Below are 16,593 nucleotides of genomic sequence, written 5' to 3' on the forward strand. Positions count from 1 at the left end.
GAGCCATGCTCGGCAGGGGCTTTACCGGGAAGGCCCCTTGCCGAGCATGGCTCGGCACTACGGGTTGGATTGCCGGAAAGGCCTCTTGCCGAGCATGGCTCGGCACTACGGGTTGGATTGCCGGGAAGGCCTCTTGCCGAGCATGGCTCGGCACTACGGGTTGGATTGCCGGGAAGGCCTCTTGCCGAGCATGGCTCGGCACTACAGGGGGCTGGCCCTTCGGCCTTTGTGGGAGCGGCGTCAGCCGCGAAACCCATGAACCGTCAGATTGCGGACATGCCCGTAGTGCAGCATTGCCGGCTTCGCGGCTTGCGCCGCTCCCACAAAACAGCACAGAGGCTCAATGGGTTTCGCGGCGTACGTGGCGCACGAAGCGGCGCAGCAGCTGCCGGGCCAGCGGTGCGGCGGTGACCTCGCGGGCGACGCTGCGGGCGCAGCCGCCGTGGCGGGCGATGCAGTCGGCGCGGGCGCGCACATAGCCGCGCATATGGTGGGTGGCGAATTCCGGATGGAACTGCAGGCCCCAGGCCTGCTCGCCCCAGCGGAAGGCGTGGCAGTTGTCCTGCACCGAGCGGGCCAGCACGGTGGCGCCTTCGGGCGCGCGCAATACCGTCTGCAGGTGGGTGGCGTGGGCCGGGAAGCTGGCCGGCAGGCCGGCGAACAGCGGATCGGCCGAGGCCGGGGCTTCCAGTTCCAGCTGGATGGTGCCGGACTCGCGCCCGGCCGGGTTGTAGGCCACTTCCCCGCCCAATGCATGGGCGAGCAGCTGGTGGCCGTAGCAGATGCCCAGCAGCGGCATGCCGGCGTGGGCGGCGTCGCGCAGCCAGTCGGCGCTGCGCTCGCTCCAGTCGGCGCGGTCGGTGACGAAGGCGGCCGAGCCGGTGACGATGGTGGCGGCGAAGTCGGTACGTTCGGGTAACTGCTCGCCGCGCTCGACGTTGACCACCACGGTGTCGGCTTCTTCCAGCCCGGCGGCAACGCGGATCCAGTGCGGAAAACGCCCATAACGACGCAGGGTCGGGAACGGTTGCCCGGTTTCAACGATCAAGAACGGCTGGGACTTCATTCCGGCGGCGGCAGTACTGACAGGACTTCCTCGATTGTAGTCAGCCCTGCGGCCACCTTTTCAAGCCCGGTGCGGCGCAGGGTACGCAGTCCCTCGGCCGCCGCGGCCTTGCTGAATCCGGCCAGATCCATGTCGCGGGTAATCAGGGCGCGCAGCCGCGAACCCAGTGGTAGCAGCTCATACAGGCCGATCCGGCCCATGTAACCGGTGCGCCGGCACTCCAGGCAACCGACCGGCGCATATGCCGTGACCACATCTGGTAATGCTTCATGGGCATGACGTAGCGGCGCCCAATCGCTGTCACTCAGGGTGTCTGGCGTCTTGCAGTGCGGGCACAGGGTACGCACCAGTCGCTGCGCCAGCACGCCGTTGACGGTGGAGGCGATCAGGTAATGCGGCACGCCCAGGTCGAGCAGGCGGGTGATCGCCGAGGGCGCGTCGTTGGTGTGCAGGGTGGACAGCACCAGGTGGCCGGTCAACGAGGCCTGTACCGCCATCTGCGCGGTTTCCAGGTCGCGGATTTCGCCGATCATGATGATGTCCGGGTCCTGGCGCAGCAGGGTGCGCACGCCGGAGGCGAAGTCCAGGTCGATGTTGACCTGCACCTGCATCTGGTTGAACTCGGGCGCGATCATTTCGATCGGGTCTTCCACCGTGCAGACGTTCACGTCGGGCGTGGCCAGGCGCTTGAGCGTGGAGTACAGGGTGGTGGTCTTGCCGGAGCCGGTCGGGCCGGTGACCAGCACGATGCCGTGTGGGCGCGCCACCAGCTCGTTCCAGCCGGCGGCTTCCTCCGGGCTGAAACCCAGCTGCTCGATGCTCTTGAAGGTGGAGTCCGGATCGAAGATGCGCATCACGCACTTCTCGCCGAAGGCGGTGGGCATGGTCGACAGACGCATTTCCACCTCGCGCCCGCCCGGCGAGCGGGTCTTGATGCGGCCGTCCTGCGGACGCCGGCGCTCGGCCAGGTCCATGCGGCCGAGCACCTTGACCCGGCTGACCACCGCCGTCATCACCGACGGCGGCAGCTCGAACACCTTGTGCAGCACGCCATCGATGCGGAAGCGGACGCGGCCCTTGTCGCGGCGCGGTTCCATGTGGATGTCGCTGGCGCGCTGCTCGTAGGCGTACTGCAGCAACCAGTCGACGATGCTGACCACATGGTGGTCGTCGGCGTTGACGTCACCGGCGCTGCCCAGCTCAACCAGTTGCTCGAAACTGGGCGGGGTGACGCCGTTGCTGTTGTCGCGGGCGTCGCTGCGTGCGCCGCGCACCGAGCGGGTGACGCCGAAGAACTCCATCGAATACCGGTGCAGGTCCAGCGGATTGACCAGCACCATGTCGATGCGGCGGCGGGTCAGGTGCTGCAGGTCGGGCAGCCACTCACGCGCCATCGGCTCGCTGGTGGCCACCAGCACGCGCTCGCTGTCCACGCCCAGCGGCAGGATGCGGTGACGGCGCGCATAGGCATGCGAGACCACCGCGGTGGCACCGGCCACGTCCACCCGGGTCGGGTCGATGCGCAGGTAGCGGGTCTGGGTGCGTGCGGCCAGCCATTCGGTCAGGCGCTCCAGGCCAAGCTCGCCAGCGCCTGCGGCCGAAGCCAGTTTCAGGTTGGCCAGCAGCACCAGCGGGTGCACTTCGCTGGCATTGCGCGCGCCCTGGGCGGAGAAACGGATCCGCTCCTGGTCGTGCGCGGCCACCAGCCCGTCGGCCAGCAGGGCGCTGGCGACGTTGGAAAACTGCAGCCTTCCCGGCGCGATAGCCACCTGCGGTGACGGTGCCTGAATCCCTTCCACAGCAGCGTTTTCCACCCCAAACCCCTTGCTGGCGCGGCCATCGCGCGGTCGGTCGTTATACTAACGCACCCCTTACGTACGGCTCAGGCAGCATGTCCGCGACTCCCCCCGTTTCGATTACCTTCCAGGGACTGATCCAGACCCTCAATGATTTCTGGGCGAAACAGGGCTGTGTCTTGATCCAGCCGCTGGACCTGGAGGTCGGTGCCGGCACCTTCCATCCGGCCACCTTCCTGCGCTCGATCGGCCCGGAAAGCTGGAATGCCGCCTACGTGCAGCCCTCGCGCCGTCCCACCGATGGCCGCTACGGCGAGAACCCCAACCGCCTGCAGCGCTACTACCAGTACCAGGTGGCGATGAAGCCGAGCCCGGACAACATCCAGCAGCTCTACCTGGATTCGCTCAAGGCGCTGGGCATCGACCCGCTGGTGCACGACCTGCGCTTCGTCGAGGACAACTGGGAATCGCCGACCCTGGGCGCCTGGGGCCTGGGCTGGGAAATCTGGCTCAACGGCATGGAAGTCACCCAGTTCACCTACTTCCAGCAGGCCGGCGGCCTGGAGTGCAAGCCGGTGCTGGGCGAAATCACCTATGGCCTGGAGCGGCTCTGCATGTACCTGCAGAACTGCGACAACGTCTACGACCTGATCTGGACCTACGGCCCTGACGGCACCCCGGTCACTTACGGCGATGTCTACCTGCAGAACGAGGTGGAGCAGAGCACCTACAACTTCGAGTACGCCGACGTGGAAGAAATGTTCCATCGCTTCGACGCCTGCGAAAAGGAAGCGCAGAAGCTGGTGGAAGCCGGCCTGCCGCTCCCGGCCTATGAACAGGTCTGCAAGGCGTCGCATTCGTTCAACCTGCTCGACGCGCGTCGCGCCATCTCGGTGACCGAGCGCCAGCGTTACATCCTGCGCGTGCGCGCGCTGGCCCAGGCGGTGGCCAAGTTGTACGAGGCCAAGCGCATCGAAGCGGTCGCAGCCAAGGAGGTGCAGGCATGAGCATGCAGCCGCTGCTGATCGAACTGGGCGTGGAAGAGCTGCCGGTCAAGGCGCTGCCGGGCCTGGCACAAGCCTTCTTCGATGGCGTGATCGATGGTCTGGCCAAGCGTGGCGTGGCCTTCGAGCGTGGCGATGCCAAGCCGCTGTCGACCCCGCGTCGCCTCGCCGTGCTGTTGCCGGGCGTGGAAACCGAACAGCCCGAGCAGCACTCGGAAGTGTTCGGCCCGTACCTGAACATCGCGCTGGACGCCAATGGCGCGCCGACCAAGGCGCTGCAGGGCTTTGCCGCCAAGGCCGGCATCGACTGGACCGCGTTGGAGCGCACCACCGACGCCAAGGGCGAGCGTTTCGTGCTGCGTTCGGTGACCCCGGGCGCGCAGACCGCCAGCCTGCTGCCGGAGATCCTGCGCGAAGCCATCGCCGCCATGCCGATCCCCAAGCCGATGCGCTGGGGCAACCACGAATATGCCTTCGCCCGCCCGGTGCATTGGCTGGTACTGCTGCACGGCAATGACATCGTGCCGGCCGAGCTGCTGGGCCTGAGCTCCGACCGCTTCAGCCGTGGCCACCGTTTCATGGCCGACAAGCAGGTGTGGTTGAGCAACCCGGCCGACTATGTTGAATCGCTGAAGGCCGCCAACGTGCTGGTCGATGCCGACGCGCGCCGCGAGCGCATCGTCGCCGAGGTCAATGCTGCAGCTGCACAGGCTGGCGGCGTGGCCCGCATCACCGACGACAACCTGGAGCAGGTGGTCAACCTGGTCGAGTGGCCGGCGGCGGTGCTGTGCAGTTTCGAGCGCGAATTCCTGGCCGTGCCGCAGGAAGCGTTGATCGAGACCATGGAGATCAACCAGAAGTTCTTCCCGGTGCTCGACGGCGGCGGCAAGCTGACCGAGAAGTTCATCGGTATAGCCAATATCGAATCCAGGGACGTGGCCGAGGTTTCCAAGGGCTACGAGCGGGTGATCCGCCCGCGCTTCTCCGACGCCAAGTTCTTCTTCGACGAAGACCTCAAGCAGGGTCTGGTCGGCATGGGCGACGGCCTGAAGACCGTCACCTACCAGGCCAAGCTGGGCAGCGTCGCCGACAAGGTGCAGCGGGTCAGCGCGCTGGCGCAGATCATCGCGCCGCAGGTCGGTGCCGATCCGGTGCAGGCCAAGCGTGCCGCCGAGCTGGCCAAGAACGACCTGCAGTCGCGCATGGTCAACGAGTTCCCGGAACTGCAGGGTATTGCCGGCCGTCACTACGCGGTTGCCGGTGGCGAATCGCCGTCGGTGGCGCTGGCCATCGACGAGAGCTACCAGCCGCGCTTCGCCGCCGATGACATCGCGCTGTCGCCGCTGGGCAAGGTGCTGGCGATTGCCGAGCGCCTGGACACGCTGGCCGGTGGCTTTGCCGCTGGCCTGAAGCCGACCGGTAACAAGGACCCGTTCGCGCTGCGTCGCAATGCGCTGGGTCTGGCCCGCAGCATCATCGAATCGGGCTTCGATCTGGATCTGCCGGCATTGCTGGCTTCGGCCAATGCGGGCCTTGCCGAGCGCAAGGTGCAGGCCGATGCAGGTGAGCTGTACGACTTCATCATCGACCGCCTGAAGGGCTATTACGCCGATAAGGGCGTGCCGGCCACCCACTTCAACGCCGTCGCCGAGCTGCGCGTCGCCTCGCTGTACGATTTCGACCGCCGCATCGATGCCATCGGCACCTTTGCCCAGCTGCCGGAAGCCGAAGCCCTGGCCGCGGCCAACAAGCGCATCCGCAACATCCTGCGCAAGGCCGACGGCGAGATCCCGGGCATGATCGACCCGGCGCTGCTGCGCGAGCCGGCCGAGAGCGAACTGGCCGAAGCCGTCACCGCTGCCATCGACGACACCGGCACCGCGTTGTCGCACAAGGACTATGTGGCCGTGCTCGGCCGCCTGGCCCGTCTGCGTCCGCAGGTGGATGCGTTCTTCGACGCGGTGATGGTGAATGCCGACGACCTGGCCCTGCGTGGCAACCGGCTGGCGCTGCTGCGCACGTTGGGTGACCGCCTCGGCAGCGTCGCCGCGATTGAACACCTGTCCAGCTGAGGCATGGATACCAACGCCTCCTGGCAGTCCGCACAGGCCGCTCTGGCCCGGCGTGACATCCCGGAGGCGCAGCGGCAGCTGCGTGCCGTGGTGGATCAGCAACCCGCGCACGCCTATGCGCGGGTGATGCTGGCCGGCACCGTATTGGCGCAGGGCCGCCTGCGCGAGGCCGTGCAACACCTGCAACAGGCCGCCGGCCTGGACTACCGCGACCCGGCGCTGCTGTTGCGTGTCGCCCAGGCCTTGCTGCGCGTTGGCGACAGCGAGGGCGTGGCGCGGTTGATGCGCAATGCCTGCGTGGCCCGCTGCAACGACAGCCCGACGCTGGCGGCCCTGGCCCACGTGCTGCAATCACTTGGGTTGCATGCCGATGCCCTGCAGTTGATGCAGCGTGCGGCGGCGGTGGGATTCGACAGTCCCGATTTCCATTACTTCCTTGGCGTGCAGCTACAGTTCAACGGTGAGCTGGAAGCGGCCGAGCAGGCGCTCACGCATTGCCTGCTGTTGAACCCCGGCCATGGCCGCGCCGCGCTGACGCGTGCTCGCCTGCGCCGTTGGCGTGCGGACGACAATCATGTCGATGGCCTGCGCAGGCAGCTGCAAGCCACGGCAACAGACAGCGAGGACGGTGCCGCATTGTGGTTCGCGCTGTACAAGGAACTGGAAGACCTCGGTGATTTCCCCGCAGCATGGGATGCGCTGCGGCAAGGCAATGCCACGATGTGGCGGCGCCTGCGCCACGATCGCCTGGCCGATCACGCACAGCATGAGGCGATGGCCCGGCTGGCAGCAGCGGGAACCTTCGCACCCGTCGAAGCGGCCGGTGAAGAGGATGGCGCACAGCCGATCTTCATCATCGGCATGCCGCGTTCGGGCACCACGGTGCTTGAACGCATGCTCGGCAATCATTCGCAGGTAGCGTCTGCCGGCGAGCTTGGCGATTTTGCCCAGCAATTGCGCTTGGCCGCCGACCAGGCCGGCCGCGCGCTGCTTGATCCTGCTTTGCTGCAGGCGCTGCCAACGCTGGATTACGCTGCCGTCGGAGAAGGCTATCTGCGGCAGACGCGCTGGCGCCTGGCCGGACAACGCCGTTTCATTGACAAGCTGCCGCCAAACTACCTGCTGGCAGGTCCGATCGCGCGCGCGTTGCCGAAGGCGGTGATCGTCTACGTCAGGCGCGATCCCATGGCGGTGTGTTTCTCCAACTACCGCGCCATGTTCGGCGACTCCTATGGTTACAGCTATGCGCTTGATGCCCTGGCTGCGCACCACGCAGCGCATACGCAGCTGATGCAGGCCTGGCAGCAGCATCTGCCCGGGCGTGTGCTGGAGATCGACTACGAAGCGATGGTGTGCGACCCCGATGCGGCACTGGTGCAGGTACTGCAGCGCTGCGGACTGGCGCCGGAAAGTGGCGGCAGTGACCTGACCCGCAATGCGGCCGCGACTGCCACCTTGAGCAGCGTGCAGGTCCGCGAGCCGGTACACGCACGCAACGTCGACGAATGGCGGCGCTATGCCACTGAACTCGCACCGCTGCGTGAACGCTTGCAGGGCAGCAGATAAAACGGGAGCGGCCTTGGCCGCTCCCGTTCATTGCCTTTGCATCCTGTTTACTGGGCGCGACCGAAGCGCCAGTTCATCTCCAGCATGTACGAGCGGCCGTAGCCGTTGTAGTTGAAGACGTTGTAGTACGGGTAGCTGGTGTAGGTGCGGTCACGCGGCGGCCGTTCGCCGGTGAGGTTGTTGGCGGTGACGCTCAACGAGACATCATCGGTTACCGCGTAGTCCACGGTCAGGTTGAAGGTGGTCCAGGCCTTGACCTTGCCGGCATCATCGGCGGCATACCCTTCGGTGGTGTCCTGGGCGGCGAAGTTGGGTGTGCGCCCGTAGCGGATGCCATACAGCGTCGTGGTCCAGTCGCCCATCTGCCAGCCCAGGGTGCCGCTGAAGATGTTCTTGAACTCGGAGGAGTAATACGGATCGCGCAGCAGGTCGATCACCGGATCCTCCGGATACTGCTGGCTCTCATGCTTGAGGGTGACGTTGTAGCGCGCACCCAGCATGAAGCTGCCCCAGCTGTCGGTGGCCCAACGGTAATCCAGGTTGGCGGTGACGCCGCTGACATCCTCCTTGGCGACGTTGATCGGGTTCACCGCCACCGTGTTGATCTGGTTCGGTTGCGGTGCGTTCGGGCCGGCACGTCCGATGCGCTGCAGGGCATCGACGCAGGTCGGCGAGCTGGCATCCAGCTGGCCCTGGCGGCATGCCGATTCATTGCGCAGCAGCAGGTCCAGGTCGAGGTCGGCGACCTTGTTGTCGATCTTGATCCGGTAGTAGTCGGCGCTGACCGTGAAGCTGCTGTTGGGCGACCAGACCACGCCACCACCCCAGGACTTGGCGGTGATCGACTTCAGGTCACCATTGCCGGAGCGGGAGCCGCGCACCTGTTCGTCGTTGAGCGTGCACTGGCTGATGGGAACGCCGGGTTGCTCGGTGGCGCAGCGGTAATAGTCCGGCACGAAGGTGTAGAAGCCACTGTCGCCGGCAAAGACGTAAGCCATGTCCGGTGACTTGAACGCGGTGGCGTAGTTGCCGCGGAACAGCAGCGAGTCGATCGGCCGGAACTCCAACGCGGCTTTCCAGGTGGCGCGTGAATCACTGCCGCCGCCATCGTTCTTGTAGTCGTCGTAGCGCCCGGACAGGCTGGCGGTGAGCTTGCTGAAGATCGGCACACGCAGTTCCACGGCGGCCGCCCAGTTGTCACGCTTGCCCTTGCCCTGGGTGCCGCTCAGGCCCCAGAACTGATCGCTGACCACGCGCGAGTCGGTGGGGTTGCTCCAGGATTGCTGGCCGGCCTGCAGCACGCCGGCGAAGCCGACATCACCGGCGGGCAGGGTGAACAGCGAGGTGTTGGTGAACTGCAGGTTGACGTTCTGCGTCCAGGTCTTGGACTTGGTGCGGATCTCGCCCTGGAAGCTGCGGTACTGCTCCGGGGTCAGCGCCTGGTAGAAGCCGGCATCGTTGGGCTCGTAGATCGGATAGCCGTAGTAATCACCCAGCTGCGGGCCGAGGAAGTGCTCGCGGAAGAAGTCTTCCATCTTGTCCTTCAACGGCCACCACTGGCGGCTGTCGATGTGGTACTCGGAGCGGGCGTAATAAGCGTTGTAGTCCCAGTTCGACTGGCCCACCGCGCCCTTGATGCCAAGCGCGACGTTGTAGGAGTCGGCGGTCTGGCGCTCGTTGTTGAAGTTGAGGTCACCGGTTTCCTCCGGCGAGAAGATGCGCTGGTAACTCTCCAGGTCGCCGGTGAGGCCGTTGAAGATGTAGCCACTGGTGTCCAGCGATGGCTGCCAGAAGCGGGAGCCGGAGTTGCTCTCGTTCTTGGTGCGGTTCATCAGCAAGGTGGCGTAGAGGTCGGTGGTCTCGTTGACCGCGTAATTCAGGTTGGCATAGCCCGAGGCGCTGCGTTCCTTGTTGAGGATGGTCGAGTAACCCGGCTCGTAACGGCTGCCGCAGTAGTTGCCGCGGCCCGGACGGGTGTCGTAGAAGGTGGTGCCGCCGAACAGGCCGGCCAGCGGTGCGCAGGCCGCTGCACCCGGGTCGATGTAGGCGCCGCTGCTGCTGTTGTGCACGAAGGTGCGGCTGCCGTAACGCGCGGCGACATCGGGGTTGTCGTTGGTCGAATCGAAATCCTTGCGGTTGAAGCCGTAAATCGGATCCTGGTTGCTCAGCTGCAGGCCGGCGGTCAGGTCGAGGTTGCCCCAGCTGTGGCCACTGGTCAGCTGGAAGCGCTGGTTCTGGCCACCGCCGCCGTCGTAGCCACCGATGCGGAAGCTCATCTCGGTGCCGTCCAGCTGCTTCTTGAGGATGATGTTGACCACGCCGGCGATCGCGCTGGAACCATAGATCGAGGACTGGTTGCCCGGTGCGATGTCGATGCGCTCGACCATCGAGGTGGGGATGCTGGCCAGGTCGACGAAGTTGCTCTGGCCGTTGTAGAGCAGCGGGTAGTCGGCCATCGGCCTGCCGTCGATCAACACCAGGGTGAAGCCCGGGTCCAGGCCGAGCAGGCTGATGGGTTTGGCCGCCGAGGTGAAGCCGCCGGAGAACTGGCTGTCCTGTACCGCGCCGGTCGCCAGTGGCTGCGAGCGCAGGACTTCGTAGACATCCTTGAAGCCCTGCTTCTGGATGTCCTGGGCGGTGATCGAGGTGATCGGGGTGGCTGTTTCGACCTGCACCTGCGGGATCAGGGAGCCGGTGACGGTGATCTTGTCGAGGGTTTCGACGTTTCTCTTGTCTGCCTCGCTCTGCGATTGGGCGAAGGAAAGGGGGGAATAAGCGGCAATCACCGTGCAGACCGCCGCGCTGAGGAGTTGTCGTTTCATCGTGGGTACCTGGACTTGTGGAAGTTCCTGGACCCAGTCAACCGGCCGCTCCGTACTGGCAGCGCACTAACCCGGGACAGCATCACCACGTGTTCTAGGAACCGGAGCGGCTGGGCGTTTCACGATAATTTAACTGTACCCGTCAACACGGCGTGATGATTCGGACAGCAAGGTGACGGTCGGGCTGTGCGGCCGGGCTGCGCACAACGCGTTGCAGTGCCGAGCCATGCTCGGCAAGGGCTCTCCCGGTGACGGCCACATGCCGAGCATGGCCCGGCACTACATTGGGTTGCTGGTGATGCCGCTGCCGAGCATGGCTCGGCACTACGGGTGCTGCTTTCCGGGCCTGCGCGGTACTACGGCAGGTGGCGGCATGATGACGCTGTGATTTTGCTGGTCATGTTCGGACCGGTATGCTGACGCGCATGCAGCTATCTCGAATCACCCCGCTCCTTCTGTTCCTGGCGTCGCTGGCAGCAGTTCCCCTTGCCCATGCCCGCGGCACCATCGAAAAGGTCCAGATCAAGGGTCTGGACAAGGGTGATGACGCCGAAATCATCGAAAACATCGAGTCCTCGCTGTCGGTCTACGACGCGGTCGGCAAGGTGCAGGGCGAGTCACGGCTGGAATACCTGCTGTCACAGGCCGAACGGCAGACGCGTACGGCGCTGGAGCCGTTCGGCTTCTACAACCCGAAGATCACCGTGGAAGCACCGCGTAGCGGCGACACCTTGCAGGTGACGATCCAGGTCGACAAGGGCGAGCAGATCAAGGTCCGCACCGAGGAACTGGCCATCACCGGCCCGGCCTCGCGTGACAAATACCTGCAGGACGACATCGAGGCCTTCCATCCCAAGACCGGCGAAGTCTTCGATTCGGTCAGCTACGAGGCCAGCAAGATCACCATCACCCGGCGCCTGGCCGAGCGTGGTTACTTCGATGCCGATTTCACCCAGCGCAAGGTCGAAGTGACCCGCGCCGAGAACGCCGCCGACATCTTCCTCACCTGGGACAGCGGCCGCCGCTACAACATGGGGCCGATCACCTTCGAGCAGGATTACTTCCGCCCGGGCCTGTTCGAGCCGCTGGTGTACTGGGAGCAGGGCAGCTACTGGCACGAAGGCAAGCTCGATCGCCTGCGCGAGTCGCTGACCAAGCTCGATTACTTCAGTGTCATCGACATCCAGCCGCACCCGGAAGATGCCGATGAGAACGGTGAGGTGCCGGTCAACGTCAAGCTGACCCGCGCCAAGCGCACCATCTATACCGCCGGTCTGAGCTACGGCAGCGAGAGCGGTCCCGGTGTGCGTGGCGGCGTCGAGCGTCGCTACGTCAACCGGCGTGGCCACAAGCTCACCACCCAGCTGGACTACGCGCAGAAGCGCAAGAGTTTCATCACCAGCTACCGGGTGCCGGGCTTCCGCTGGCTGGATGGCTGGTACAGCTACGCGGTCAGTGCCTATGACGAGCAGACCGATTACATCGACCTGCGCAACGTCAAGCTGATCGCCAGCCGCAGCGGCGAGATCAACGAGCACTGGACTGCGATCGTCTCGATGAACGCCTTGCGCGAGCGCTGGCGCTACAGCTCCGGCGACGAGTTCAATGCCGCGGTCTACAACTACTCGACGCTGGTGTACCCGCAGCTCACCGCCGACTACGTCGATGTCGATGACAAGAGCTTCCCGCGCCGTGGCCTGAGCGGCAATGCCACCATGCGCGGCGGCATCGAAGGTGCCGGCTCGGACACCAGCTTCATCCAGGCCGATGCCACCGTGCGTTGGTATATCCCGGTGGGCGATGCCGATCGCCTGATCCTGCGCGGGCAGGCCGGCACCACCTGGACCAGCGATCTGGTCGCGATGCCACCCAGCCTGCGTTACTTCGCTGGCGGTGACCGCTCCATCCGCGGCTATGCCTTCCGCGAAGTCGGCCCGCGCACGCCTGCGCCGGACAAATACGCGCTGGGCGCCAAGAACCTGGTGGTTGGTTCGGCCGAATATGAGCATTACTTCGGTGGCGGCCCGTGGGGCGGTGCGGTGTTCGTGGATACCGGCAGTGCCTTCGACAACAACATCGACCTGCATACCGGCGTGGGCTTTGGCGTGCGCTGGAAATCACCGGTGGGCCCGGTGCGCATCGACATCGCGCACGGCTTGAACAATCCGGATTCACAGTTCCAGTTGTATCTGAACATCGGAGCTGACCTGTGAGTACGCGCCCCGATGACGTGACCCCGGAAGAACGCGAAGCCCGCATCGCCGAGCTGCGCGCCAAGCGCAAGGCGCGGCTGCGCAAGCTGGCGGTGCGCAGTGGCATCACCATCAGCGTGCTGGTGTTGCTGGGCCTGTTCGCGCTGTATTGGCTGCTGCAGACCGTGGCCGGGCGCGAGGTATTGCTGGCGCAGGTGGTCGCGCGCCTGCCCGCTGGTTCATCGTTGACCTGGAGCAAGGCCGACGGCCCGTTGGCCGGGCCCCTGGTCCTGCACGACCTGGATTTCCGCTACAACGAGCTGCATTTCACCGCCGGCCAGGCCTATCTGGATCCGGATATCCGCCCCTTGCTCGGCCGCAAGCTGCGCCTGGATGCCTTGCGCATCACCGATGCAACGCTGGAGCTGGGGCCGTCGGAGGACACGCCGTTCGAGCTGCCCAACTGGCCGGATGTCCTGCCGGCCATCGAATTGCCGCTGGCCTTGCAGGCCGACACCATCGTCATCGATGGCCTGCGCATCACCCAGCTGCAGCAGCCGATCATCGACATCAGCAAAGTCCGCGGCGGGCTTGAAGCCGCTGATGGCGAATTCACCGCCACCCAGATCAAGGTCAACAGCAATCTCGGTGACTTCCGCATCGATGGCCATTACCTGCCACGCAAGGACTACGCCACCGACCTGACCGTGCGCGCGCTGATGCCGCCGCGGCCGGGTCAACCGGCTGCGCGTCTGGGCCTGGTCGCACGCGGCAATCTGGCCCATATGGAAGTTGCAGTGGCCGGCTACGCGCCCAAGCCGCTGCATGTCAGCTTCATTCTGGATGGTCGCACCGATCCGGTCTGGAACGTGGCCGCGCGCAGCGAGCAGCTCGAACTCGGCCAATTGGTGCCGGCGCAGTTCCTGGCCGAGGCCCCGGCACCGCTGGCATTGGATTTCGCCGCGCGTGGCCGAGGTGGCCAGGCGCAGTTGCAGGGCCGCGTGCGCCAGGGCGAGAACGAGCTGGTGCTGGCACCCTCCAACATCGCCATCGAAAAGCAGGTGCTGACGGTTTCGCCGCTGGTTGCCGAAGCCTTCGGTGGCAGCGTGCGCCTGCAGGGCACGGCTGATTTCACCGATACGCAGAACCCGGGCTTCCGCTTCGCAGTGGTCGCCAACCAGCTCACCTATGTGCCCGAGCCGGACCCGAGTTCGCCCGACACCACGCCGGTACCGCTGCACCTGAAGGAAGCGCGGCTGGGCGTGGCCGGCAACCTGAAGAACTGGGCGGCGGTAGGCAAGGCCGATGTGGCGCGCGAAGCGCAGGATGCCAATCTCGATTTCGATGTGCGCGGCAATGACCAGCAGGCGCATATCGAACGACTCAAGGCGACCACGCCCGGCGGTGCGCTGGAACTGAAGGGGTCGGCAGCATGGGCACCAACGCTGGCCTGGGATGTGGATTCAAACCTGTCCAAGTTTGATCCCGGCTACTTCGCCCCGGGTTGGGAAGGCAATCTGTCCGGCTCGCTGGCCTCCAAGGGCAAGCAGTTGCCGGCGGTAGCCGGTAGCAGCGACATGCGCTTCGAGGCCACCCTGGATGTGCCACAGATCAACGGCATGCTGCGCGGGCGTCGCGTCGATGCTCGCGCCAAGGTCGCGCTGCAGGGCACCCAGGGCGAAGGCAATGTACGGCTGGTGATGGGCGACAGCCAGATCGAGGCCAAGGGCAAGGTAGGTGACCGCTTGGATGTGGATGCGCGGCTGCAGCCGCTGCACCTGTCCGACCTGCTGCCCGGTGGCACCGGCAGCCTGGCCGGTACCCTGCAGCTGCGCGGCACCCCGAGCCAGCCGGACATCAGCGCCGACCTGCGCGGCAATGGCCTGCAATGGGACGACTGGAAGGCGCAGCAGATCAGCATCAATGGCCGCCTGCCGTGGCAGGGCAGCAATGGTGCGCTGGAGATCCACGGCAGCGCCGTTGAAGTCGGCATGCTGCTGGATCAAGTCAACATCAAAGCGCGCGGCAGCGTGCAGAACCTGCAGCTGGACGCCGACACCCGCAATGAGATGGGCGCGCTGGCGTTGAGCGGCAGCGTGCGACAGCAGGGACAGGCATGGCGCGGTGAGCTGGCCTCGCTGCGTATCGCGCCGGTCAAGGGCGCGCCATGGCAGCTGCGGCAAGCCGCGGCCTTCAATGTGCAGGGCAGCAACTTCACCCTGTCCGATGCCTGCCTGGGCTCGGAAACCGGCGGCGCCCTGTGCCTTGCCGCCAACTGGCCACGCGAAGGCCTGCAGCTGCGTGGTGATGCCTTGCCGCTGGCGTTGGTGCAGCCATGGCTGCCGCCCAACGAAGGCCGCCGCATGTACCTGCGCGGCGAGCTCACCCTGGACGGCAACATCCGCCCGCGTGGCAATGCCTGGGAAGGTGCCTTCAAGGTGGCCTCGGCCGAAGGCGGCATTCGCCTCGGCGACAACGCTCGTGGCGAGCTGGTGCGTTACGACAACTTCTCGCTCAATGTCGACATGCTGCCCAACAGCATCAAGGGCTATCTCGGCGTCGGCTTCAAGGGCGACGGCTTCATCGATGCCAAGGTGCAGACCGGTTGGGAGCCCAATGCGGCGCTGACCGGCGAGCTGTACATGAACATCGCACGGCTGTACTGGCTGGAATTGTTCTCGCCGGATCTGGTGCGGCCGCAAGGCCTGATCGAAGGCCACGTCAGCCTGCGCGGTACGCGCTCGCAGCCGACCCTGGGCGGCGACGCCAAGCTCAGCAACTTCACCGGTGAGTTCCCGGCGCTGGGCCTGATCCTGAGCGAAGGCAAGGGCAGCTTCGTCGCCCAGCCCGATGGCTCGGCGCGCATCAGCGCCTCGACCAAGACCGGTGGCGAAGGCACGTTGCAGGTGGATGGCGGCCTGTCCTGGTTCGGTGACGCGCAGCCCTTGCAACTGCACATCCACGGCGACAAGGTGCTGCTGGCCAACACCAGCGAACTGCGCGTGGTGGCCAACCCGGACCTGGACTTCACCCTGGCCGGTACCGCGATGGAGTTGCGCGGCAGCGTGCATGTGCCCGAGGCCGACCTGGACCTGGAGCGCCTGGATCGCGGCACGTCGGTGTCGGAAGACATCGTGGTGCTGGACCCGGTCGACCCGGAAGAAGGCCCCTCTTCGCCACTGGACATGGACCTGACCGTCAGCCTGGGTGACAAGGTCAAGATGAGCGGCTTCGGCCTGAAGGGTGCGCTGACCGGCAGGATGCAGGTACGTGCGCGTCCTGGCCGCGAGATGACCGCAAATGGTGGGCTGGAGGTCAGTGGCCGCTACAAGGCCTATGGCCAGGACCTGACCATCACCGACGGCCAGTTGCTGTGGAACTACGGCGTGGTCTCCGACCCGCGCATCAACATCAAGGCGCAGCGTGCGATTGGTGATGTCACCGCTGGCATCCACGTCACCGGCCGTGCGCAGCAGCCCAGGGTGGATGTGTGGTCGGAACCGGCGATGTCGCAATCCGAGTCGCTGGCGTATCTGGTGCTGGGCCGCAGCTTGAGCATGGCCAGTAGCGACCAGGCGCAGCAGGTCAACGCGGCATCGGCGGCATTGTCGGCCGGTACCGGCCTGCTTGCCGCGCAGGTGGGTGCCAAGCTCGGCCTCGACGACGCAGGCGTCAGCCAATCACGCGCGCTGGGTGGCTCGGTGATCGGCGTGGGCAAGTACATCACGCCCAAGCTCTACATCGGCTACGGCGTCTCGCTGATCGGCAGCGGCTCGGTGCTGACCCTGAAGTACCTGCTGCGGCGCGGCTTCGACATCGAAGTGGAATCGTCCACGGTGGAAAACCGCGGCTCGGTGAACTGGCGCAAGGAGCGCTGAGGAACGGAGTGCTGTGGGTGTTGTGGGAGCGGCATAAGCCGCGAAGCCACCACACCCACCGCAGCCATTGACGCATTGCCAACACCGAAGCTGCCGCTATGCCGCGACACCAAACCTTGCCGGTTTCGTGGCTCACGCCGCTCCTGCACATGCCTTGCCGCTCACTCGAAGATATGCAGCTTTGCTCGCGGTAGCAT

The 16,593-nt window shown here is 65.7% G+C and carries 8 protein-coding genes; 5 read left to right on the top strand and 3 right to left on the bottom strand.

From position 1 onward, the window contains the following. Positions 1 to 340: 340 nt before the first annotated feature. Entirely contained in the window at positions 341 to 1,066 is a 726-nt protein-coding gene (locus tag ACVOLV_RS08915) for a glutamine amidotransferase (protein WP_303748218.1), read from the bottom strand. Continuing rightward, positions 1,063 to 2,865, bottom strand: coding sequence for a GspE/PulE family protein (locus tag ACVOLV_RS08920; RefSeq protein ID WP_481554101.1), 1,803 nt, complete (start codon positions 2,863 to 2,865; stop codon positions 1,063 to 1,065). The genes ACVOLV_RS08915 and ACVOLV_RS08920 overlap by 4 nt, the downstream gene beginning before the upstream one ends. 92 nt (positions 2,866 to 2,957) lie before the next feature. Between ACVOLV_RS08920 and glyQ the strand changes: the two genes are divergently transcribed. The 3 genes from glyQ to ACVOLV_RS08935 are packed head-to-tail and all read left to right on the top strand — an operon-like array spanning position 2,958 to position 7,504. Beyond that, positions 2,958 to 3,869: a glycine--tRNA ligase subunit alpha gene (gene glyQ / locus ACVOLV_RS08925; RefSeq protein ID WP_481554072.1), complete on the top strand. Its 912-nt coding sequence runs from the start codon at positions 2,958 to 2,960 to the stop codon at positions 3,867 to 3,869. Beyond that, the gene (gene glyS / locus ACVOLV_RS08930) at positions 3,866 to 5,938 is read left to right on the top strand and encodes a glycine--tRNA ligase subunit beta (RefSeq protein WP_481554073.1); all 2,073 of its coding nucleotides are present in this window, start codon (positions 3,866 to 3,868) and stop codon (positions 5,936 to 5,938) included. The genes glyQ and glyS overlap by 4 nt, the downstream gene beginning before the upstream one ends. A gap of 3 nt (positions 5,939 to 5,941) precedes the next feature. Next, positions 5,942 to 7,504, top strand: a complete 1,563-nt coding sequence (locus ACVOLV_RS08935) for a sulfotransferase family protein (protein WP_481554074.1) — start codon at positions 5,942 to 5,944, stop codon at positions 7,502 to 7,504. 47 nt (positions 7,505 to 7,551) lie between these two features. Here ACVOLV_RS08935 and ACVOLV_RS08940 read toward each other — a convergent pair whose 3' ends face one another. Next, a complete protein-coding gene (locus tag ACVOLV_RS08940) occupies positions 7,552 to 10,326 on the bottom strand; it encodes a TonB-dependent receptor (RefSeq protein WP_481554075.1) in 2,775 nt (924 codons plus the stop codon). A 413-nt stretch (positions 10,327 to 10,739) separates the two neighbouring features. Here ACVOLV_RS08940 and ACVOLV_RS08945 point away from each other — a divergent pair, with 413 nt between their 5' ends. Beyond that, complete coding sequence (locus ACVOLV_RS08945; protein ID WP_481554076.1) at positions 10,740 to 12,539, top strand: autotransporter assembly complex protein TamA; 1,800 nt, start codon at positions 10,740 to 10,742, stop codon at positions 12,537 to 12,539. A gap of 44 nt (positions 12,540 to 12,583) precedes the next feature. Beyond that, a complete protein-coding gene (locus ACVOLV_RS08950; protein WP_481554102.1) occupies positions 12,584 to 16,396 on the top strand; it encodes a translocation/assembly module TamB domain-containing protein in 3,813 nt (1,270 codons plus the stop codon). Positions 16,397 to 16,593: the final 197 nt, after the last annotated feature.

It is taken from the genome of Stenotrophomonas sp. STEN023 (assembly GCF_056760135.1).

What these genes read in the sequence shown, in the direction of transcription:
- ACVOLV_RS08915 (WP_303748218.1), bottom strand. Translation starts at nt 1,066, where the DNA reads ATGAAGTCCCAGCCGTTCTTGATCGTTGAAACCGGGCAACCGTTCCCG.
- glyQ (WP_481554072.1), top strand. Translation starts at nt 2,958, where the DNA reads ATGTCCGCGACTCCCCCCGTTTCGATTACCTTCCAGGGACTGATCCAG.
- glyS (WP_481554073.1), top strand. Translation starts at nt 3,866, where the DNA reads ATGAGCATGCAGCCGCTGCTGATCGAACTGGGCGTGGAAGAGCTGCCG.
- ACVOLV_RS08935 (WP_481554074.1), top strand. Translation starts at nt 5,942, where the DNA reads ATGGATACCAACGCCTCCTGGCAGTCCGCACAGGCCGCTCTGGCCCGG.
- ACVOLV_RS08940 (WP_481554075.1), bottom strand. Translation starts at nt 10,326, where the DNA reads ATGAAACGACAACTCCTCAGCGCGGCGGTCTGCACGGTGATTGCCGCT.
- ACVOLV_RS08945 (WP_481554076.1), top strand. Translation starts at nt 10,740, where the DNA reads ATGCTGACGCGCATGCAGCTATCTCGAATCACCCCGCTCCTTCTGTTC.